Annotated in this window: 18 protein-coding genes; 11 read left to right on the top strand and 7 right to left on the bottom strand. The window is 64.1% G+C overall.

The features are described 5' to 3' along the window. Positions 1 to 113 precede the first annotated feature (113 nt). Positions 114 to 314 (bottom strand): hypothetical protein, encoded by a 201-nt coding sequence (locus C3F42_RS11365; RefSeq protein WP_023629966.1) that lies wholly within the window; start codon positions 312 to 314, stop codon positions 114 to 116. Between the two features lie 567 nt (positions 315 to 881). Here C3F42_RS11365 and pcaR point away from each other — a divergent pair. From pcaR to pcaC, 9 genes are all read left to right on the top strand, one after another. Further along, on the top strand, positions 882 to 1,751 hold the full coding sequence (pcaR, locus tag C3F42_RS11360; protein ID WP_094010171.1) for a pca regulon transcriptional regulator PcaR: 870 nt from the start codon (positions 882 to 884) through the stop codon (positions 1,749 to 1,751). A gap of 416 nt (positions 1,752 to 2,167) precedes the next feature. Continuing rightward, the gene (locus C3F42_RS11355) at positions 2,168 to 3,514 is read left to right on the top strand and encodes an MFS transporter (RefSeq protein ID WP_038705520.1); all 1,347 of its coding nucleotides are present in this window, start codon (positions 2,168 to 2,170) and stop codon (positions 3,512 to 3,514) included. A gap of 182 nt (positions 3,515 to 3,696) precedes the next feature. Then, positions 3,697 to 4,557: a CoA transferase subunit A gene (locus tag C3F42_RS11350; protein WP_094010170.1), complete on the top strand. Its 861-nt coding sequence runs from the start codon at positions 3,697 to 3,699 to the stop codon at positions 4,555 to 4,557. Further along, on the top strand, positions 4,554 to 5,333 hold the full coding sequence (locus C3F42_RS11345; protein ID WP_023632036.1) for a CoA-transferase subunit beta: 780 nt from the start codon (positions 4,554 to 4,556) through the stop codon (positions 5,331 to 5,333). The genes C3F42_RS11350 and C3F42_RS11345 overlap by 4 nt, the downstream gene beginning before the upstream one ends. Then, positions 5,330 to 6,535, top strand: a complete 1,206-nt coding sequence (gene pcaF / locus C3F42_RS11340; protein WP_177182878.1) for a 3-oxoadipyl-CoA thiolase — start codon at positions 5,330 to 5,332, stop codon at positions 6,533 to 6,535. The genes C3F42_RS11345 and pcaF overlap by 4 nt, the downstream gene beginning before the upstream one ends. A 148-nt stretch (positions 6,536 to 6,683) precedes the next feature. Then, a complete protein-coding gene (locus C3F42_RS11335) occupies positions 6,684 to 7,973 on the top strand; it encodes an MFS family transporter (protein WP_023632037.1) in 1,290 nt (429 codons plus the stop codon). A 9-nt stretch (positions 7,974 to 7,982) separates the two neighbouring features. Beyond that, positions 7,983 to 9,335: a 3-carboxy-cis,cis-muconate cycloisomerase gene (locus tag C3F42_RS11330; RefSeq protein WP_094010168.1), complete on the top strand. Its 1,353-nt coding sequence runs from the start codon at positions 7,983 to 7,985 to the stop codon at positions 9,333 to 9,335. A gap of 12 nt (positions 9,336 to 9,347) precedes the next feature. Beyond that, positions 9,348 to 10,139 (top strand): 3-oxoadipate enol-lactonase, encoded by a 792-nt coding sequence (gene pcaD / locus C3F42_RS11325; RefSeq protein ID WP_104444453.1) that lies wholly within the window; start codon positions 9,348 to 9,350, stop codon positions 10,137 to 10,139. Between the two features lie 10 nt (positions 10,140 to 10,149). Beyond that, positions 10,150 to 10,542, top strand: a complete 393-nt coding sequence (gene pcaC, locus C3F42_RS11320) for a 4-carboxymuconolactone decarboxylase (RefSeq protein ID WP_104444452.1) — start codon at positions 10,150 to 10,152, stop codon at positions 10,540 to 10,542. A gap of 55 nt (positions 10,543 to 10,597) precedes the next feature. On the opposite strand, the gene C3F42_RS11315 is transcribed toward pcaC, so the two are convergent. Continuing rightward, positions 10,598 to 11,122 carry a DUF962 domain-containing protein gene (locus C3F42_RS11315; protein WP_094010166.1) on the bottom strand — a complete coding sequence of 175 codons (525 nt, stop codon included), beginning with the start codon at positions 11,120 to 11,122 and terminating at the stop codon, positions 10,598 to 10,600. A gap of 92 nt (positions 11,123 to 11,214) precedes the next feature. Here C3F42_RS11315 and C3F42_RS11310 point away from each other — a divergent pair, with 92 nt between their 5' ends. Further along, positions 11,215 to 11,901: a Crp/Fnr family transcriptional regulator gene (locus tag C3F42_RS11310; RefSeq protein ID WP_023631937.1), complete on the top strand. Its 687-nt coding sequence runs from the start codon at positions 11,215 to 11,217 to the stop codon at positions 11,899 to 11,901. Here the strand turns inward: C3F42_RS11310 and C3F42_RS11305 are convergent. From C3F42_RS11305 to ttgA, 5 genes are all read right to left on the bottom strand, one after another. Continuing rightward, complete coding sequence (locus tag C3F42_RS11305; RefSeq protein WP_094010165.1) at positions 11,801 to 12,784, bottom strand: LysR family transcriptional regulator; 984 nt, start codon at positions 12,782 to 12,784, stop codon at positions 11,801 to 11,803. The genes C3F42_RS11310 and C3F42_RS11305 overlap by 101 nt on opposite strands. A gap of 206 nt (positions 12,785 to 12,990) precedes the next feature. Then, positions 12,991 to 14,244, bottom strand: a complete 1,254-nt coding sequence (locus C3F42_RS11300) for an OprD family porin (RefSeq protein WP_094010164.1) — start codon at positions 14,242 to 14,244, stop codon at positions 12,991 to 12,993. Positions 14,245 to 14,472: 228 nt separating this feature from the next. Continuing rightward, the gene (locus tag C3F42_RS11295) at positions 14,473 to 15,918 is read right to left on the bottom strand and encodes an AdeC/AdeK/OprM family multidrug efflux complex outer membrane factor (protein WP_038705526.1); all 1,446 of its coding nucleotides are present in this window, start codon (positions 15,916 to 15,918) and stop codon (positions 14,473 to 14,475) included. Next, positions 15,915 to 19,067, bottom strand: a complete 3,153-nt coding sequence (gene ttgB, locus C3F42_RS11290) for a multidrug efflux RND transporter permease subunit TtgB (protein ID WP_023630221.1) — start codon at positions 19,065 to 19,067, stop codon at positions 15,915 to 15,917. Before ttgB ends, C3F42_RS11295 begins: the two co-directional genes overlap by 4 nt. Before the next feature lie 3 nt (positions 19,068 to 19,070). Further along, positions 19,071 to 20,225: a toluene efflux RND transporter periplasmic adaptor subunit TtgA gene (ttgA, locus tag C3F42_RS11285; RefSeq protein WP_104444451.1), complete on the bottom strand. Its 1,155-nt coding sequence runs from the start codon at positions 20,223 to 20,225 to the stop codon at positions 19,071 to 19,073. Between the two features lie 258 nt (positions 20,226 to 20,483). Here ttgA and ttgR point away from each other — a divergent pair, with 258 nt between their 5' ends. Beyond that, on the top strand, positions 20,484 to 21,116 hold the full coding sequence (ttgR, locus tag C3F42_RS11280) for an efflux transport transcriptional regulator TtgR (RefSeq protein WP_023630222.1): 633 nt from the start codon (positions 20,484 to 20,486) through the stop codon (positions 21,114 to 21,116). Positions 21,117 to 21,119 lie beyond the last annotated feature (3 nt).

Genomic DNA, 21,119 nt, shown 5'->3' with positions numbered 1-21,119 from the left:
CAATTAAAACGACTGTATGAAATTTGTGTGATTCCATTTCATATCACAGGTTTTTGCTCACCCGGCTGGCCTCAGACCCTTCCTGGGTGATAGCGCATTGGCATCGATCGGCTTCAGTTGTCGTCGCTGCGCAGTTCCTTTTCGATCTTCTCGATTTCCTGGGCGAACGCCTGGTCGAGAACGCTGGCACGTTTACGCCAGGGCTTGCGTTCCGGATCGGGTTGCGCGGCATAGGTGGTGACTTCACCACCGTAAACATCCTTGTAACGTTCAGCCTGGCGCTCGAGTTCCGCGCGCAGTTCTTCTTTCGTCACAGTAATACCTGATTAGGTTGAAGTTGGGCGTCAGCCTTTAAATACACACGCAGAATGCGGATATGTCGGCAAGCCGAACAATTCATTGCAGCGAAATGGCAATGTATGAGTTGGCAAGCTGCGGTGCAGCACACGGCGAGCCACTGCAAAGGCAGGGACTGGCAGTCTAAAGGCAACGAAAATGCGTCGATTGGATCCGTTAAACGGTGCTTGCAATCAACACCGGCAATTATAGCAATCGCCCGGTTGAAGGCTATCGTTCTTTACCTGCAACTGACAATAGACCTGAAGTTTGTTGTGCAGCCTATATGCCCTTTGTCGTGCAGGCATTCAAAAGGTTCAAGTCGATGGCAAGCAAAGTTCGCCGGCCACTGTCAGAAATGAAAACGGCCTCGCTTAAGGGCGAGGCCGTTGCCTGGGACTTCTACGGTGGGTACCTGACCAGTCTCTCCAAAGAAGCCACATGTGGCAGGGGAAAGGTATAAGCAAAAGTGTCAGCGGTCAATTGCGATTATCGGCCGTTCGTTCGATAATCGCACGAGGTAGCGATTTTTTTGAGGCATGCCCATGAGTGAAGAAACCAGCGGCCAGTCAGCCCACGAGTCCGCACGCAGTAGCAGCCCCACCCTGGCCCCGCCGATCGTGGCATCGGCGGCCAAGCGTATCCAGGCGTTCACCGGCGACCCCGACTTCATGACCTCCCTAGCCCGTGGCCTGGCAGTGATCCAGGCCTTCCAGGAGCGCAAGCGCCACCTGACCATCGCCCAGATCAGCCACCGAACGGAGATCCCGCGGGCCGCGGTGCGGCGCTGCCTGCATACCCTGATGAAGCTGGGTTATGCGACCACTGACGGGCGTACCTATTCGCTGTTGCCCAAAGTGTTGACCCTTGGTCATGCCTACCTGTCATCCACGCCATTGGCGGTGTCGGCTCAGCCTTATCTGGATCGCATCAGCGACCAGCTCCACGAGGCGGCGAACATGGCCACGCTGGAGGGCGATGACATTCTCTATATCGCACGCTCCGCAACGGTCGAACGGCTGATCTCGGTCGACCTTTCAGTCGGCGGGCGATTGCCGGCCTACTGCACTTCGATGGGCCGTATCCTGCTGGCGGCATTGGATGATGCCAGCCTGCACGAATACCTGGAACGAGCCGACCTCAAGGCCCGAACCAGCCGTACCCTGCATGATCCGGAGTCGTTATTTGCCTGTATCCAGCAGGTGCGTGAGCAAGGTTGGTGCGTGGTGGACCAGGAGCTGGAACAAGGGTTGCGCTCGATTGCGGTGCCGATCTATGACGCATCCGGTCAAGTGCTGGCGGCGCTTAATGTCAGTACTCATGTCGGCCGCGTCAGCCGCGGGGAGCTGGAGCAGCGTTTCCTGCCGATCTTGCTGGCGGCAAGCAGGGATTTATGTCATCAGCTATTTGGCTGAGCCCGCCGGGGCGCATTGCGCCCCAACGCCGAAAAGCAGGCGCCCGTAGCGACCCGGCTCAGCTGGCTTTCCAGTGATGCGGCCATTGCAAGCAACACCGTACTTTGCTCGTGCGCAGGAGCGTTGAACACATCACGCCGTTTCCTGTTCGATAAACGCACAGTGTCGCTCTCGGCGAATTGCGCCGCCCACGCCTGCTGATTAATGTCTGTCGCACCTGTCGGCTGCGCCGACCGGATAATAACAACAGGCCCGAGGGCATCCCCATGACCACTGTCCCTTCGCTGTCGCGGTCGCACCCGCGCACGGTGCTGCTGCACTCCGGCTGAGCCTCGGCCGTCGTATCCGCTGTTCCCTGTTCCAGTGCAACCGCCCTGCGCGGTAGCCTGCCTGTGCCCAACTCCCGGATAAAAATAATGAACAAGCCACAATCCGCTGTCGGCAACTGCCTCGACGTCCAGTCCTTCATCAACGCCCAGCCGCTGTCCCGTTATCAGTGGCGGGTGGTGATCCTGTGCTTCCTGATCGTCTTTCTCGATGGGCTGGACACTGCCGCCATGGGCTTCATCGCCCCGGCGCTGTCCCACGAGTGGGGCATCGACCGGGCCAGTCTCGGCCCGGTGATGAGCGCCGCACTGATCGGCATGGTGTTCGGCGCCCTCGGCTCCGGCCCGCTGGCCGACCGCTTCGGGCGCAAGGGCGTGCTGGTAGGAGCGGTGCTGGTGTTCGGTGGCTTCAGCCTGGCCTCTGCCTACGCGAGCAATGTCGACCAATTGCTGGTGTTGCGCTTTCTGACCGGTCTGGGCCTGGGGGCTGGCATGCCCAACGCCACCACCTTGTTGTCGGAATACACCCCGGAGCGCCTCAAGTCGTTGCTGGTGACCAGCATGTTCTGTGGTTTCAACCTGGGTATGGCCGGCGGTGGTTTCATCTCGGCCAAGCTGATCCCGGCCTACGGCTGGCACAGCCTGCTGGTGATCGGTGGCGTGCTGCCGCTGCTGCTGGCCGTGGTGCTGTTGGCCTGGTTGCCGGAGTCGGCGCGCTTTCTGGTGGTGCGCAATCGCGGCGCCGACAAGGTGCGCAAGACCCTGGCGCCGATCAATCCTGAACAGGTAGCCCAGGCATCGAGCTTCCGCGTGCCGGAACAGAAGGCGGTGGCGGCGCGCAACGTGTTTGCGGTGATCTTCTCGGGTACCTATGGCTTGGGCACCGTATTGCTGTGGCTGACCTATTTCATGGGCCTGGTGATCGTCTACCTGCTGACCAGCTGGCTGCCGACCCTGATGCGCGACAGCGGCGCAAGCATGGAGCAGGCCGCTTTCATCGGCGCATTGTTCCAGTTTGGCGGGGTGCTGAGCGCGGTGGCAGTGGGTTGGGCCATGGACCGTTTCAACCCGCACAAGGTGATCGGCATCTTCTATTTGCTCGCAGGTGTGTTCGCCTACGCCGTTGGACAGAGCCTGGGCAACATCACCTTGCTGGCGACCCTGGTGCTGGTTGCCGGCATGTGCGTGAACGGCGCGCAATCGGCCATGCCCTCGCTGGCGGCGCGCTTCTATCCGACCCAAGGCCGTGCCACAGGCGTTTCCTGGATGCTCGGGATCGGTCGCTTCGGCGCGATTCTCGGCGCCTGGAGCGGGGCTACGCTGCTGGGGTTGGGGTGGAATTTCGAGCAGGTGCTGACGGCACTGCTGGTGCCAGCGGCATTGGCCGCGGTGGCTGTCGTGGTGAAAGGGTTGGTCAGCCACGCGGATGCGACCTGAGGTCTGGGAGGCTCGCTCCTGCAGGATCGTATAAATAGCAGGGTAACAAATTGTTCGATAATCGCACAAAAGTGCGATTATCGGATTGAGATAACCCCCTCAGTCTCCTTAATCTGGGCCCATCGCAGCGATGCATCGGTCCGCTGCTCACTGACCCGACTCGACCTGACCAGGAGTCTCCAATGGCAGCAATCCTCTCGCTTCACGAGGCCGTGAAGCAGTTCATCCAGGATGGCGACAGTGTCGCCCTCGAAGGTTTCACCCATCTGATCCCGACCGCCGCCGGCCACGAGATCATTCGCCAGGGCAAGCGCGACTTGACCCTGGTGCGCATGACCCCGGACCTGATCTACGACCAACTGATTGGCGCCGGCTGCGCGCGCAAATTGATCTTCTCCTGGGGCGGCAACCCCGGCGTCGGTTCGCTGCACCGCCTGCGCGACGCGGTGGAAAAACAGTGGCCCCACGCCATCGAGATCGAGGAGCACAGCCACGCCGACTTGGCCAACGCCTATGTCGCCGGCGCCTCCGGCCTGCCGTTCGCGGTGCTGCGCGCCTACGCCGGCTCCGACCTGCCGAAGGTCAACCCGCTGATCAAGTCTGTCACTTGCCCGTTCACCGGCGAAGTGCTCGCCGCCGTGCCGTCGGTGCGCCCGGACGTCACCGTGATCCATGCGCAGAAGGCCGACCGCAAGGGCAACGTGCTGCTGTGGGGCATTCTCGGCGTGCAGAAGGAAGCGGCGCTTGCAGCCAAGCGCTGCATTGTCACCGTCGAGGAGATCGTCGATGACCTGCAGGCACCGATGAATGCCTGTGTGCTGCCGACCTGGGCCCTCAGCGCGGTGTGCCTGGTGCCCGGCGGCGCCCACCCGTCCTACGCCCACGGCTACTACGAGCGCGACAACCGCTTCTACCAGGCCTGGGATCCGATTGCCCGTAACCGTGAGTCGTTCACTGCCTGGATCGACACCTATATCCGTGGCACCGCCGATTTCACCGAATTCCAGGCCAGGCTGGCCAGCACCGCGGAGGCCGCGCAATGAGCTACTCCACTTCCGAAATGATGACCGTCGCCGCCGCCCGTCGCCTGCGCAACGGCGCCGTCTGCTTCGTCGGCATCGGCCTACCGTCGAAGGCCGCCAACCTTGCGCGCCTGACCTCATCGCCCGACGTGGTGCTGATCTACGAGTCCGGCCCGATCGGTGCCAAGCCCAGCGTGCTACCGCTGTCCATCGGAGACGGCGAGCTGGCCGAGACCGCCGACACCGTGGTGCCGACCGGCGAGATCTTCCGCTACTGGCTGCAAGGCGGGCGCATCGACGTCGGCTTTCTCGGCGCCGCCCAGGTCGACCGCTTCGGCAACATCAACACCACCGTGGTCGGTGACTACCACGCACCGAAGACCCGTCTGCCGGGTGCAGGCGGCGCACCGGAGATCGCCGGCTCCGCCAAGCAGGTGCTGATCATCCTCAAGCAGTCGCCGCGGGCCTTCGTCGACAAGCTCGACTTCATCACCTCGGTCGGCCATGGCGAAGGCGGCGATTCGCGCCAGCGCCTTGGCCTGCCGGGAGAGGGGCCGGTCGGCATCATTACCGACCTGTGCATCATGGAGCCGGAGGCAGATACCCACGAGTTCGTGGTCACCTCGATCCACCCAGGCGTGACCCGCGAGCAGATCATCAAAGCCACTGGCTGGGCGATCCGCTTTGCCGAGGGCGTGCAGCAAACCGCGGCACCCAGCGAGGTAGAGCTGTCCGCTTTGCGCGATCTCGAAGCGCGTACCGCCGCCGCCCATGGCCAGACGGCAGGAGAAGCCTGATGCGTGACGTCTTCATCTGCGACGCTGTTCGTACCCCTATCGGCCGTTTCGGCGGGGCCCTGGCCGGCGTGCGCGCCGACGACCTGGCGGCAGTGCCGCTCAAGGCATTGATCGAGCGTAACCCGGGTGTGCAATGGGACCGGCTCGACGAAGTGTTCTTCGGCTGTGCCAACCAGGCTGGCGAGGACAACCGTAACGTGGCGCGCATGGCGCTGTTGCTGGCCGGCTTGCCACACAGTGTCCCGGGCGTGACCCTCAACCGCCTGTGCGCGTCGGGCATGGACGCCGTCGGCAGCGCCTTCCGGGCCATCGCCAGCGGCGAAATGGAGCTGGCGATTGCCGGTGGCGTCGAGTCGATGTCCCGCGCGCCGTTCGTGATGGGCAAGGCCGAGAGCGGCTACTCGCGCAACATGAAGCTCGAGGACACCACCATCGGCTGGCGTTTCGTCAATCCGTTGATGAATGCCCAGTTCGGTGTGGACTCGATGCCCGAGACCGCCGACAACGTCGCCGATGATTACCAGGTATCGCGTGCCGACCAGGATGCCTTCGCCCTGCGCAGCCAGCAGAAGGCTGCCGCCGCGCAGGCCGCCGGCTTTTTCGCCGAGGAAATCGTGCCGGTGCGTATCCAGCACCGCAAGGGTGAGACGGTGGTCGAGCACGACGAACATCTGCGCCCGCAGACCACGCTGGAGGCACTGGCCAAGCTCAAACCAGTCAACGGCCCGGACAAGAGCGTTACCGCTGGCAACGCCTCGGGTGTCAACGACGGTGCCGCCGCGCTGATTCTGGCGTCGGCCGAGGCGGTGAAGACGCACGGCCTGACCCCACGTGCCCGGGTGCTGGGCATGGCCAGCGCCGGTGTGGCGCCACGGGTGATGGGCATCGGCCCGGTCCCCGCGGTGCGCAAGCTGACCGAGCGCCTTGGCATTGCCGTGGCCGACTTCGATGTCATCGAGCTCAATGAAGCCTTTGCCAGCCAGGGCCTGGCGGTGTTGCGCGAGCTGGGTGTGGCAGACGACGCTCCACAGGTGAACCCCAACGGTGGCGCCATCGCCCTGGGGCATCCGCTGGGCATGAGCGGGGCACGTCTGGTGCTGACGGCATTGCATCAGCTGGAGAAGAGCGGCGGGCGCAAGGGGTTGGCGACCATGTGTGTGGGCGTTGGGCAGGGGTTGGCGTTGGCTATTGAAAGGGTCTGATCCTTTGGAACCCGGCGCTCCCACGAAAATGCCTGTGCCAGGCTACGTGGGAGCGGGCTTGTCCCGCCATGACGCACGGGCAAGGCGGAACGAGTGTGTAACCAGGTATGTCTAGAATTACCTGTGACCCTCCAGGAGCAAACGCACCATGACCTCAACCTATTACACCGGCGAAGAACGCAGCAAGCGTATCTTCGCCATCGTCGGCGCCTCGTCGGGCAACCTGGTGGAATGGTTCGACTTCTATGTCTACGCCTTCTGCGCCATCTACTTCGCCCCGGCCTTCTTCCCCTCCGACGACCCCACGGTGCAGTTGCTCAACACCGCCGGCGTGTTCGCCGCAGGCTTCCTGATGCGCCCTATCGGCGGCTGGATCTTCGGCCGCCTGGCCGACCGTCACGGGCGCAAGAACTCGCTGATGATCTCGGTGCTGATGATGTGCGGCGGCTCGCTGATCATCGCCTGCCTGCCCACCTACGCCAGCATCGGCACCTGGGCGCCAGCGCTGCTGCTCCTGGCGCGGTTGATCCAGGGGCTGTCGGTGGGCGGTGAGTACGGCACCACCGCCACCTACATGAGCGAAGTGGCGCTGCGTGGCCAACGCGGTTTCTTTGCCTCGTTCCAGTACGTCACCCTGATTGGCGGCCAGTTGCTGGCGGTGCTGGTGGTGGTGATCCTGCAGCAACTGCTCACCGAGGACGAACTGCGCGCCTATGGCTGGCGCATCCCGTTCGTGGTCGGTGCCATTGCCGCGTTGATCTCGCTGATGCTGCGCCGTTCGCTGAAGGAGACCAGCAGCGCCGAGACCCGCCAGGACAAGGATGCCGGCAGCATCAGCGGGCTGTTCCGCAATCACGCTGCCGCGTTTATCACGGTGCTGGGCTATACCGCCGGTGGTTCGCTGATCTTCTATACCTTCACCACCTACATGCAGAAGTACCTGGTCAACACCGCCGGCATGAACGCCAAGAGCGCCAGTTTCGTCATGACCGGCGCGCTGTTCCTGTTCATGATCCTGCAGCCGCTGTTCGGCATGCTCTCCGACCGCATCGGTCGGCGTAATTCGATGCTGCTGTTCGGCGCCCTGGGGACGCTATTCACCGTCCCCTTGCTGATGGCGCTGAAGACCGTGACCAGCCCGTTCATGGCCTTCGTGCTGGTGACCCTGGCCTTGTGCATCGTCAGCTTCTACACCTCCATCAGCGGCCTGGTGAAGGCCGAGATGTTCCCGCCACAGGTTCGCGCATTGGGCGTGGGGCTGGCCTACGCCGTGGCCAACGCGGTGTTCGGCGGCTCGGCCGAATACGTGGCACTGGGCTTGAAAACCTTGGGGATGGAGAACACCTTCTACTGGTACGTGACCGCCATGATGGCGGTGGCTTTCCTGTTCAGCCTGCGCCTGCCGAAGCAGGCGGCGTACCTGCACCATGATCACTAAGGACGTTGCATGAGCAACCAACTGTTCGACGCCTACTTCACCGCCCCGGCCATGCGCGAGGTTTTCTCCGACCGGGGCCGGCTGCAGGGCATGCTCGACTTCGAGGCGGCCCTGGCCCGTGCCGAAGCGGCCGCCGGGCTGGTGCCGCACACGGCGGTGACTGCCATCGAGGCGGCCTGCAAGGCCGAGCGCTATGATGCCCGGGCGCTGGCCGACGCCATCGCGGTGGCCGGCAATTCGGCGATCCCGCTGGTCAAGGCCCTGGGCAAGGTGGTCGCCAGTGGCGTACCCGAGGCCGAGCGCTACGTGCACCTGGGCGCTACCAGCCAGGATGCGATGGACAGCGGCCTGGTGCTGCAACTGCGCCATGCCCTGGGATTGCTCGAAAACGATCTCGGCAAGCTGGCCGACACCCTGGCGCATCAGGCATTGCAGCATGCCGACACGCCGCTGGTGGGGCGGACCTGGCTGCAGCATGCAACGCCGGTGACGCTGGGCATGAAGCTGGCCGGTTTGCTCGGCGCCCTCACTCGCCATCGGCAACGCCTCAAGGAACTGCGCCCGCGCCTGCTGGTACTGCAGTTCGGTGGCGCTTCCGGCAGCCTGGCGGCGCTGGGCAGCAAAGCGCTGCCGGTGGCCGAGGCCCTGGCCGCGCAACTGAAGCTGACCTTGCCTGAACAGCCATGGCACACCCAGCGCGACCGCCTGGTGGAGTTCGCCTCGGTGCTGGGCCTGGTCGCCGGCAGCCTGGGCAAGTTCGGCCGTGACGTCAGCCTGCTGATGCAGACCGAGGCAGGCGAGTTGTTCGAACCCGCCGCACCGGGCAAGGGCGGGTCCTCGACCATGCCGCATAAACGCAATCCGGTCGGGGCGGCGGTGTTGATCGGCGCCGCTACCCGCGTGCCCGGGCTGCTCTCGACCTTGTTCAGCGCGATGCCCCAGGAGCACGAACGCAGCCTCGGCCTGTGGCACGCCGAGTGGGAAACCCTGCCGGAGATCTGCTGCCTGGTCTCCGGAGCACTGCGCCAGGCCCAGCTAATCGCCGAAGGCATGGAGGTGGACGCCGAACGCATGCGCCGCAATCTCGACCTCACCCAGGGCCTGGTGCTGGCCGAGGCGGTCAGTATTGTCCTCGCCCAACGCCTGGGCCGCGACCGTGCCCATCACCTGCTGGAGCAGTGCTGCCAGCGCGCCGTGGCCGAAGGGCGCCATCTGCGTGCAGTGCTCGGTGATGAGCCGCAGGTCAACGCCGAGTTGTCCGGCGACGAGCTCGACCGCCTGCTCGACCCCACCCATTACCTGGGCCAGGCCCGCGTCTGGGTGGCGCGCGCCGTGGCCGAACATCAACGTTTCACTGCCTGATAGGAGACCGCTGTGGCGCTTTTGCAACTGGCCGATGGCGTACTGAACTACCAACTCGATGGCCCGGCCGATGCGCAGGTGCTGGTGCTGTCCAACTCCCTGGGCACCGACCTGGGCATGTGGGATGTGCAGATTCCCGCCTGGAGCGAACACTTTCGCGTGCTGCGCTACGACACCCGTGGCCATGGCGGCTCGCTGGTCACTCAAGGCCCCTACAGCATCGAACAGCTGGGGGGCGACGTGCTGGCCCTGCTCGATGCGCTGGACATCGAGCATGCGCACTTCGTCGGCCTGTCCATGGGCGGCCTGATCGGCCAGTGGCTGGGCATCAACGCCGGCCACCGCCTGCACAGCCTGACCCTGTGCAACACCGCGGCGAAGATCGCCAACGACGAGGTCTGGAACTCTCGCATCAACACGGTGCTCAAGGGGGGGCAGCAAGCCATGGCGGACCTGCGCGATGGCTCCATCGCCCGTTGGTTCACCCCGGCCTTCGCCCAGGCGCAGCCGGCCGAGGCCCAGCGCATCTGCCAGATGCTCGCGTACACCAGCCCAGAAGGCTATGCCGCCAACTGCGCGGCGGTACGTGATGCCGATTACCGCGAACAGCTGGGGCGCATCCAGGTGCCGACGCTGGTGGTGGCGGGCACCGCGGACGTGGTCACCACGCCTGAGCATGGCCGCTTCATGCACCGCCGCATCGTCAACGCGACCTATGCCGAGTTCCCGGCGGCGCACCTGTCCAACGTCGAGATCGGCGCGGCCTTCACCGCCCGTGTGCTCGATTTCCTGCTGGCCCGCTGAGGAACCTGCCATGGATGAGAAACAACGTTACGAAGCCGGCATGCAGGTGCGTCGCGCGGTGCTCGGCGATGCCCACGTGGACCGCAGCCTGGAAAAGCTCAATGATTTCCACGGCGAGTTCCAGGAGATGATCACCCGGCACGCCTGGGGCGATATCTGGACCCGCCCCGGCCTGCCACGGCACACCCGTAGCCTGATCACCATCGCCATGCTGATCGGCATGAACCGCAACGACGAACTCAAGCTGCACCTGCGCGCGGCCGCCAACAATGGCGTGACGCGGGAGGAGATCAAGGAAGTGATCATGCAGAGCGCGATCTACTGCGGCATCCCGGCGGCCAATGCCACGTTCCACCTGGCCGAGTCGGTGTGGGATGAACTTGGGGTGGAGTCCAGGCAGTAACGCATCGCGGGGCAAGTCGCATCGGCGCACCGCCGCGACTTGCCCCGCGATCACTTCACACGACTGCTTTCTTCTGGCGAACGGCAACAGGCCCGGCATTGGCCTCCACGGCCTTTTTCAGCTCGCCGCACAGCCCAACCATGAACGCCAGCTCCGCCACCACGAACAGCGGGCCGATGATAAGCCCGCTGAGGTCATCGACAAATGCCGGCTTGCGCCCTTCGTAGGCATGTCCGACGAACTGGATGATCCAGCCCACCACGAACGCACCCAGCCCGGCACTCAACCACAGCCCGGTACTCTGCACGGCCAGCGCGTGGCCGGCCCACAGGCACAAGCCCAGCAGCAGGCCCATCACCAGGCCGAAGCGCAGGTCCAGGCGCAGGTAAAACCATACTGACCAGATCGCCAGCAGCAGCGCTGGCGACAGCCAGAGGCCCACCACCTCCCAGCCCGGGCGTGACAGCAGCACGGTCACGGCCAGCACTATCAGCGGAATGCCGATGAAGTGGGTGGCGATGTTGCGTGGATCGCGGTGGTAGGCCGCGTATTGACTCAAGTGCTCGACGAGGTTTTTCATTGTTGTTCCTCCATCAGGGGTGAGCACAGCTTGCCCCTGTCCATTCATCGTCGTCTGTCGCCTGGCCGACAGAGTTCGCTTTGCGAGGTGCCATGCACGATCCGCGTACCCAGCTGCTGCATGGCCAATGGTTCCGGCAGTTGCCCGTTACCGTTCAGGATAGTCTGCTGGCCCTGGGCCGTCCGCGTGAGCTGGCAGCGGGGCAGCGACTGTTCCAGCGCGGCGATGCGCCGTGTGGCTTGTATGCGGTACTCGAAGGGGCGATGCGGGTCGGGGCGGTCAGCAGCGCAGGCAAGGAGGCGTTGCTGACGCTGGTCGAGTCACCCCACTGGTTCGGCGAGATCAGCCTGTTCGATGGCCAGCCGCGCACCCATGACGCCTATGCCGAGGGGCCGACACGCCTGCTGTGGATTCCCCAGGCGCCGTTGCTGGAATGGTTGGCCCGCCAGCCAGAGTACTGGCGCGACCTGGCCCTGCTGATGAGCCACAAGTTGCGCTGGGTGTTCGTCGCCCTCGAGCAGCAGAGCCTGCTGGCCGCCGCGCCGCGGGTGGCGCAACGGCTGTTGCAGATGGCCGAGGGCTACGGTGAGCGCGATGTCGCCCAATGGCGGCTGCAGGTGTCCCAGGAACAGCTGGCCTTGATGCTGTCGCTGTCGCGCCAGACCATCAACCAGATCCTCAGGAGCCTCGAACAGGCCGGCGTGGTGCGCCTGGGCTATGGCGAGGTGGAGATTGTCGATGCGTCACGTCTGCGGGCGATGGGGCAGCATCCAGGCTGACCAGCGTGTCGATCATTGCCTGCGCCGCCGGTGACAGGCGCTGGCCACTGCGGCTGATCACTCCACAACGCACGCTGAGTACTTGCAGACCTGGCGGCAGGTTGCGCCAGTGCAGACGCACCAGATGGCCGGCGGCCAGGTCCTCGACCACCGCCTCTTCGCTGGCCGTACCGATGGCGTCGCTGGCCAGCACCACGCTGCGCAGCACCGCCAGGTGCTCGGTCTGCAGGTGCGGGGTGAAGTCGGTGCGTCCGCTGAGATTGGCCAGGCGTTTGCGCACGCCGGGGGCCAGCAGGGCGCTGGCCAGCGGGTAGGCGAACAGGTCGTTGGTCGACAGGCTGTCCTTGGCCAGCAATGGGTGCCCGGGGCGGCAGAAGAACAGGCCTGGCCGCGGGGACAGTGCCTCGGTGTGGAAGTTGGGATCGGCCTCGAAGGGCCGCACGTCATCGACGAAAAACTCGATCTGCTCGCGACGCAGGGCCTGGCCAAGGCGCTCGGCATTGTCCACCAGCAGGTCGGTGCGGATACCGGGATGAGTCCTGATGAAATGTTGCAGGGCCTGGGGCACCAGGCGCACGGCCAGGGCCGGGCCGCTGCCGAAGTGCAGCTCTCCGGCATCGAGCTTGGTCATCTGCAGGACGTCGTTGTTCAGTTGCGCGGCGCCCTGGACCAGGCGACGGGCATGTTGCAACACCACATGGCCCTCGGGGGTGGGGGGCAATGCCTTGCTGGCGCGATCGACCAGGGCGCAGCCAAAGGTATGTTCGAGGTTCTGGATTGCGCGGCTGAAGGCGGGTTGGGTGATGCCCATGGCGTCGGCGGCGCGGACGAAACTGCGGTATTCGGTGAGGGCGATGAAATAGCGCAGTTGGCGGAGGTCCATGCTCGGGCTCTGGTGCGGGGATCGGAGCTTGGTTTTAGCGGCTTGTTACATATAGCGTCAAAGAATGTTATTTGATTTGCATATGTTATTTGGTTATTTGCCGGACGGCAGGTCCAATCGCGAGGCAAGTCGGGTCGCCGCATCGCCGCTCCCATGCCGCTCCTGTTTTGTGCGGGCGGCGTGGGAGCGGGCTTCCCGCGATGGCTTCAAAGAAGATTGAACGGGTAGCTGACAATCAAGCGGTTCTCATCGAACGCGTTGCTGCTGAAATCCCTGCGCATGGTCGAATTACGCCACTTCACCGACAGGTCCTTGAAGGTTCCGGCCTGCACCACGTAGGCCAGCTCGGTCTCCCGGGCCCATTCCTTGCCATCGTCCACCCCTCCGGCATGCACGTTGTCGCCTTTGATGTAGCGGTTCATCAAGGTCAGGCCGGGGATACCGACGGTGACGAAATTGAAGTCGTGACGCAGTTGCCAGGAGCGCTCCTTGGCATTGTCGAAGCTGGCGTTGTAACTGTCGTTGGCCAGTGTGCCGCCACTGGTGCCGTTGACGCGCATCCAGGCGTCGTCGCCACTGACCTTCTGCAGGCCCATATAGAAGGTGTGGCCCTGGTAGCGCGCCGAGAGCATGGCCGAGGTGGTGCGGTTGTCCAGGTCGCCGGCGCGGGCGCTGCCATCCTCCTTGCCGAGGAAGTAGCCCAGGTTGGCGCCCAGGGTCCAGTCGCCCAACGGCTGGCTGTGCACCAGGTTCAGATACTGCTGGCGATAGATGTCTTTCAGCCGGGCATCCCACAGGCCGAGCATCGTGCGTTTGTCGTTGAAGCTGTATTCGCCGCCGGCGAAGTTGAAGCGGTCAGAGGTGATACCGGCACGCCCCTGCATGAACAGGTCTTCCATGCTCGCATCGTTGCGCGGGCTGTTGCCGCGGAACTGGCCGGCGTACAGGGTCAGGCCGTCGATCTCCTTCGAGGTGAGCTGACCGCCGCGGAACGTCTGCGGCAGCGAGCGGCCATCGTCCGAACGCAGGATCGGCAGCACCGGCATCCATTCGCCGACTTTGAGTTCGGTCTGCGACAGGCGCGTCTTGAACGCCACCCCCAGGCGGCCGAAATCGTCCGCCGGGCGGCCGTCGTCATGCACCGGCAGCAGGTGGGTGCCGGCGGTGCCCTTGCCGCCATCGAGCTTGACCGAGTAAAGCCCCAGCACATCGATGCCGAAACCGACGGTGCCTTGGGTGAAGCCGGAGCGGGCGTCGAGAATGAAACTCTGGGTCCATTCCTCGGCCTTGCCCTGGGGATTGGCTGGGTCGACGAAGTTGCGGTTGATGTAGAAGTTGCGCAGGTTGAGGCTGGCCTTGGCGTCTTCCAGGAAGCCACCTTCGGCGGCCACGCCGGGCAGGGCGCAGGACAGGGCCAACAGGCCGGGCAGCAGCTGGCGTGCGGGTTGCAAAGTGCTCATCTGTCGTGGATCTCTTGTTTTTATTGGGCGAGCCGGGTCGCTGCGGGTACGGCCGCAGGGATGGGCATCTTTAGAGAGAACTTGTGCAACGTTGCGGGGGCGATGGTGCGGGGGAGGGTGGGGGCTAGGCAATTCGTTGCAAGCGGAACGGGGCGGTTATCGAACGCAATGTGACCGCGCAACAAAAAGCCCACCGCGAGGGTGGGCTTGGTGCCGTTACCGGTCCAGTCAGCCTTTCGGTGTCTGGATCGAAGCCTGCTGCTGGGTCTGCTCGTACCAGCCGCCGCCGAGGGCCTTGTACAGGTTGACCTCGCTGACCAACTGCGACAGGCGATCACCGATCAGCGACTGCTGGGCGCTGAACAGGTTGCGCTGGGCATCGAGGAAGGTCAGGTTGCTGTCGATACCGATGCGGTAGCGGCGCTCGGCCAGGCGGTAGTAGTCCTGGTTGGCCGCGACCAGGTCGCGTTGCGCCTGCAGTTGCTCTTCGAACGTCTTGCGTGCGGCCAGGCCATCGGCGACTTCCTGGAAGGCGGTCTGGATGGTCTTTTCGTACTTGGCGACGTTGATGTCCTTCTGGATCTTCGAGTAGTCCAGGCTGGCCCGCAGGCTGCCGGCGTTGAAGATCGGCAGGTTGATCTGCGGCTGGAACAGCCAGGTGCCCGAACCACCCTTGAACAGCCCGCCCATATCCGGGCTCAGGGTACCGGCGTTGGCGGTCAGGCTGATGCTCGGGAAGAACGCTGCCCGCGCTGCGCCGATGTTGGCGTTGGCGGCCTTGAGCAGATGCTCGGCCTCCTGGATGTCGGGGCGGCGCTGCAGGATGTCGGACGGCAGGCCGGCCGGCACTTCGGCCAGCTGGTCGGCATTGAGCTCCAGCGGCTTGGGCAGGTTGGCCGGCACGCCGGTACCTACCAGCACGGTGAGGCTGTTCAGGTCCTGGGCGACCAGGCGCTGGTACTGCGACAACTTGACGCGAGCGCCTTCGACGGCGGTGCGCGCCTGGCTCAGGTCCAGGGCCGAGGCCACGCCCACCTCATTGCTGCGGCGGGTGAGGTTGTAGCTCTCTTCGTACGTCTTGAGCGTTTCCTCGGTCAGTTTCAACAGCGCCTGGTCGGCCTGCCACGTGTAATAGGCGTTGGCCACGCTGGCCACCAGGCTGATCTGCGTGGAGCGGCGCGCCTGTTCGCTGGACAGGTAGGTTTCCAGGGCCTGCTGGGTCAGGCTGCGCACCCGGCCGAACAGGTCCAGCTCATAGGCACTGACACCCAGGGTGGCCGAGTACTGGCTGGTTATATTCGCCTCGCCAGTTTGTGACATGTTCGCCGGCACCCGCTGGCGGCTGCCGCTGCCATTGGCGGAAACCGCCGGCAGCAGGTCGGCGCGCTGGATGCGGTACTGCGCGCGGTAGGCGTCGATGTTCAACGCCGCGACCCGCAGGTCGCGGTTGTTTTCCAGCGACGTCTGGATCAACTGCTGCAGCGCCGGGTCGTGGAAGAACTGGCGCCAGCCCTGTTCGGCCGCGGCGACGTCGGCCGATTGGGTCGGCGAGTACGCTGGGCCTTGAGGCCACTGCGCGGCCACCGGCGCCTCTGGCGTCTGGTAGTCGGGGATCAGCGAGCAACCGCCGAGGATGAAGGCGGTTACCGCCAGGGACAACAAAGACTTGGTCATTGCCCAGCCTCATAACGTGGAGTTTCAGGGGTGGCGTGTTCTTTCGGCTCTTTGCTGCCGAACAGCGACGACACTGCGACGAAGAATAGAGGTACCCAGAAGATGGCCAGTATGGTTGCACTGATCATGCCGCCGATCACACCGGTGCCGATGGCGTGCTGGCTACCCGCGCCGGCGCCACTGGCGATGGTCAACGGTACCACGCCGAGGATGAACGCCAGTGAGGTCATGATGATCGGGCGCAGACGCATGCGGCATGCTTCGATGGCCGCGTCGTACAGGCTGCGGCCCTGTTCGTGCAGCTCCTTGGCGAACTCGACGATCAGGATGGCGTTCTTCGCCGCCAGGCCGATGGTGGTCAGCAAGCCGACCAGGAAGTACACGTCGTTGGACAAGCCGCGCAGGCTGGTGGCGAGCAGGGCACCGATGATACCCAGTGGCACGACCAGCACGACTGCGATCGGGATCGACCAGCTTTCATACAGCGCTGCCAGGCAGAGGAACACGAACAGCACCGAGAGGGCGAACAGTGCCGGCATTTGCGAGCCGGAAAGTTTTTCCTCGTAGGACATGCCGGTCCAGGAGAAGCCGATGCCGGTTGGCAGTTCGCCGGCGATACGCTCGACTTCGGCCATGGCTTCACCGGTACTGTAGCCTGGTGCCGGGGTACCAAGGATCTCGACCGCTTCCACGCCGTTGTAGCGCGACAGCTTCGGCGAGCCGTAGGTCCATTCGCCCTTGGCGAATGACGAGAAGGGCACCATCTCGCCCTTGCCGTTGCGCACGTACCACTTCTGCAGGTCTTCCGGGCTCATCCGGGCGTTGGGCGCACCTTGGATGTAGACTTTCTTGACCCGGCCACGGTCGATGAAGTCGTTGACGTAGCTACCGCCCAGGGCGATCGACAGGGTGTTGTTGATGTCGGCGATGGTCACGCCCAAGGCACTGGCGCGTTCGTCGTCGATGGTCAGCTGGTACTGCGGCTCGTCGTTCAGGCCGTTAGGACGCACGGCGCTGAGGATCTTGCTCTGCGCGGCTTTGGCCAGGAACTGGTTGCGCGCTTCCATCAGCTTAGCGTGGCCGACCCCGGCGCGGTCCTGGAGGAAGACGTCGAAGCCGGTGGCATTACCCAGTTCGAGTACCGCTGGCGGGGCGAAGGCGAATACCATCGCGTCACGGAAGCCGAAGAAGTGCATCTGCGCGCGCTGGGCAAGGGCGAACACGCTGTTCTCCTTCGAGCGCTCACCCCAGGGCTTGAGCATGATGAACGCCATGCCTGAGCTCTGGCCGCGACCGGCGAAGTTGAAGCCGTTCACTGTGAACACCGACGAAACGGTATCGGCTTCGTCCTTGAGCAGGTACTCGCGCATCTGGTCGACCACTACCTGGGTGCGCTCGGCACTGGAACCGGCCGGGGTCTGCACCTGGGCGAACAGCACGCCTTGGTCTTCTTCCGGCAGGAATGCGGTCGGGATGCGGGCGAACAGCCAGATCATGCCGACCACGATCAGCGCGTAGGCCAGCAGGAACGGGATCTTGTTGCGCAGGATGGTGCCGACGCTACGCTCATAGCCGACGACGCTGCGGTCGAAGTTGCGGTTGAACCAGCCAAAGAAGCCGCGCTTGGCGACATGGTGCTCGCCCTTCTTCAGCGGCTTGAGCATGGTGGCGCACAAGGCCGGGGTGAAGATCAGCGCGACCAGCACCGACAGGCCCATGGCCGAGACGATGGTGATGGAGAATTGGCGGTAGATCACACCGGTGGAGCCGCCGAAGAAGGCCATCGGCAACAGTACTGCCGACAGTACCAGGGCGATACCCACCAGGGCGCCCTGGATCTGTTCCATGGAGCGCTTGGTCGCCTCCTTGGGCGGTAACCCTTCCTCGGACATCACCCGTTCGACGTTCTCCACCACGACGATGGCATCGTCCACCAGCAAGCCGATGGCCAGGACCATGGCGAACATGGTCAGGGTGTTGATGCTGAAGCCGGCGGCGGCGAGGATGCCGAAGGTCCCGAGCAACACCACCGGCACGGTCATGGTGGTGATGATGGTGGCGCGGAAGTTCTGCAGGAACAGGTACATCACCAGGAACACCAGGACCACCGCTTCGATCAGGGTGTGGATCACGCCGCTGATCGATTCGGTAACCACCGGGGTGGTGTCATATGGGAACACGGCCTTCACCCCCGGCGGGAAGAACGGTTCCAGGTCGCTGATGGTCTTGCGCAGAGCCTTGGCGGTATCCAGAGCATTGGCGCCGGTCGCCAACTTGACCGCCAGGCCCGAGGCCGGCTTGCCGTTGAACTGGGCGCTGATGGCGTAGTTCTCACCGCCCAGGCCGACCTGAGCCACGTCCCCCAGGCGTACCTGGGAGCCGTCGGCATTGACCTTGAGCAGGATCTTCTCGAATTGCTCGGCGGTCTGCAGACGGGTCTTGCCGATGATGGTGGCGTTGAGCTGGGTACCTGGCAGTGCCGGCAGGCCGCCAAGCTGGCCGGAGGACACCTGCACGTTCTGCGCGGCGACCGCGGTGCGCACGTCAACCGGGGTCAGCTGGAACTTGTTCAGCTTGGCCGGATCCAGCCAGATGCGCATGGCGTACTGCGCACCGAACACCTGGAAGTCGCCCACGCCTGCGGTCCGCGAGATCGGGTCCTGCATGTTGGAGACGATGTAGTTGGCCAGGTCGTCCTTGGTCATGCTGCCGTCTTCGGACACCAGGCCGATCACCAGCAGGAAGTTCTTCACAGCCTTGGTGACGCGGATACCTTGCTGCTGCACTTCCTGCGGCAGCAGCGGGGTGGCCAGGTTCAGCTTGTTCTGTACCTGGACCTGCGCGGTGTCCGAGTTGGTGCCCTGCTCGAAGGTCGCGGTGATGGTCATGCTGCCGTCGGAGTTACTTTCCGACGACACATAACGCAGGTTGTCGATACCGTTGAGCTGCTGCTCGATAACCTGCACCACGGTGTCCTGCACCGTCTGCGCCGAGGCGCCCGGGTAGGTGACGGAGATGGCGATGGCCGGCGGGGCAATGCTCGGGTACTGGTTGATCGGCAGCTTCAGGATCGACAGGGCGCCGACCAGCATGATCACCAGGGCGATCACCCAGGCGAAGATCGGGCGATCGATAAAGAACTTCGACATGGTTTACTCCGCTTTGGCGTCTGCGTTCGCCGTGTTGGCCTGAGCAGGGCCGGCCGGCTTCTTGACGTTGGTGGCTTCGCTGACCTTGACCTCGACCCCTGGTCGCACGAACTGCAGCCCTTCGGTGATCAGTCGGTCGCCCGGTTTCAGGCCTTCCTCGATCAGCCAGTCGCTGCCCAGGGTACGGCTGGCCTTGAGCTGGCGCAGTTCGACCTTGTTTTCCTGGTTGACCACCAGCGCGGTCGGTGCACCCTTGAGGTCACGGGTCACGCCCTGTTGCGGGGCCAGGATGGCGTTGGCGTTGACCCCGGCCTTGAGCCGCGCATGCACGAACATGCCGGGCAGCAGGGTGTGGTCGGGGTTGGGGAAGATCGCGCGCAGGGTGACGGAGCCGGTGGTTTCGTCAACCGCGACTTCGGAGAACTCCAGGCGGCCCTGTTGCTTGAACAGGCTGCCGTCTTCCAGCACCAGCTGAACCTGGGCCGCGTTGTCGCCGGCCTTCTGCAGTTGACCGCTTTCCAGGTCACGGCGCAGCTTGAGCAGCTCGGCGGTGGACTGGGTGACGTCGACGTAGATCGGGTCGAGCTGCTGGATGGTGGCCATGGCGTTGGTCTGGCCGTTGTTCACCAGGGCGCCTTCGGTGACCGAGGAGCGGCCGACGCGGCCACTGATCGGGGCCAGTACCTTGGTGTAGCGCAGGTCGATCTGGGCGCTCTTGAGCGACGCCTCGGCCTGCAATCGTTTGGCATTGGCGTCATCGTATTCCTGCTTGGAGACGGCCTGCTCGTCGATCAGTTGCTTGTAACGCTCGGCCAGCGAGCGGGTAGCCTGCAGGTTGGCCTGGGCGTTGGCCAGGTTCGCCTCGTAGACGGCCGGGTCGATCTGGTAGAGCTGCTGCCCTTCCTTGACGTCGCTGCCTTCCTTGAACAGGCGCTTGAGAATGATGCCGTTCACCTGTGGGCGGACCTCGGCCACACGGTAGGCGCTGGTGCGCCCCGGCAGTTCCGAGGTCAGGGTGAAGGCTTGCGGTTGTACGGTCACGACGCCGACCTGAGGAGCCTGCGGCGCAGGCGCTGCTTCCTCTTTCTTACAGCCACTGAGCAGGGTTGCCAGGGCCACGGCGGAAACCAGGGCGGTTACGGCTGGCTTGAATTGCATGAGGATCCTCGGGTCGCAGGAGCAGGGGAGCTCAAGAATATAGTGGAAGTGCTTTGTCAGAAAAACGCTATCCGGTGGATAAATAGCTTGCTAAGGAATATACTTACATTCATGGTTGTTTGTAAATAGCGCCGGTGCGTCGTGAGTGACCACCGCCGATCGCCCAAATCCACCCGGGAGCGGCCCTGAAAGAGCCTGCCCCGGCCTGATTCCCGCTCGCCAGATCGAGCGCGCGGGGCCTGATGAGGTTGTACTGCCATGGTCCGTCGAACCAAAGAAGAAGCCCAGGAAACTCGCGCCCAGATCATCGAGGCGGCGGAGAAGGCCTTCTACAAGCGCGGGGTAGCGCGTACCACCCTGGCCGACATCGCTGAGCTCGCCGGCGTCACTCGCGGGGCGATCTACTGGCACTTCAGCAACAAGGCCGAGTTGGTGCAGGCGCTGCTCGACAGCCTGCACGAGACCCATGACCACCTGGCCCGCGCCAGTGAAAGCGAGGATGAACTCGACCCGCTCGGCTGTATGCGCAAGCTGTTGCTGCAAGTGTTCAACGAGTTGGTGCTCGATGCCCGAACCCGGCGTATCAACGAAATCCTGCATCACAAGTGCGAGTTCACCGACGACATGTGTGAGATTCGCCAGCAGCGTCAGGGCGCGGTGCTGGACTGCCATCAAAGCATTGCCCTGGCCTTGGGCAATGCAGTGCGTCGTGGCCAGTTGCCTGCCGAGCTCGAGATCGACCGGGCTGCGGTGGCCATGTTTGCCTATGTGGATGGCCTGATAGGCCGCTGGCTGCTGCTCCCGGAGAGCTTCGACCTGTTGGGCGATGTCGAGAAATGGGTCGACACCGGGCTGGATATGCTGCGCTTGAGCCCTGGCTTGCGCAAATGACAC

The organism is Pseudomonas sp. PONIH3, assembly GCF_002934345.1.
In the GTDB taxonomy this organism is placed as follows: Bacteria; Pseudomonadota; Gammaproteobacteria; order Pseudomonadales; family Pseudomonadaceae; genus Aquipseudomonas; species Aquipseudomonas soli.
The sequence above is the reverse complement of the archived record's forward strand: the minus strand, read 5'-3'. Positions and strand labels throughout refer to the sequence as shown.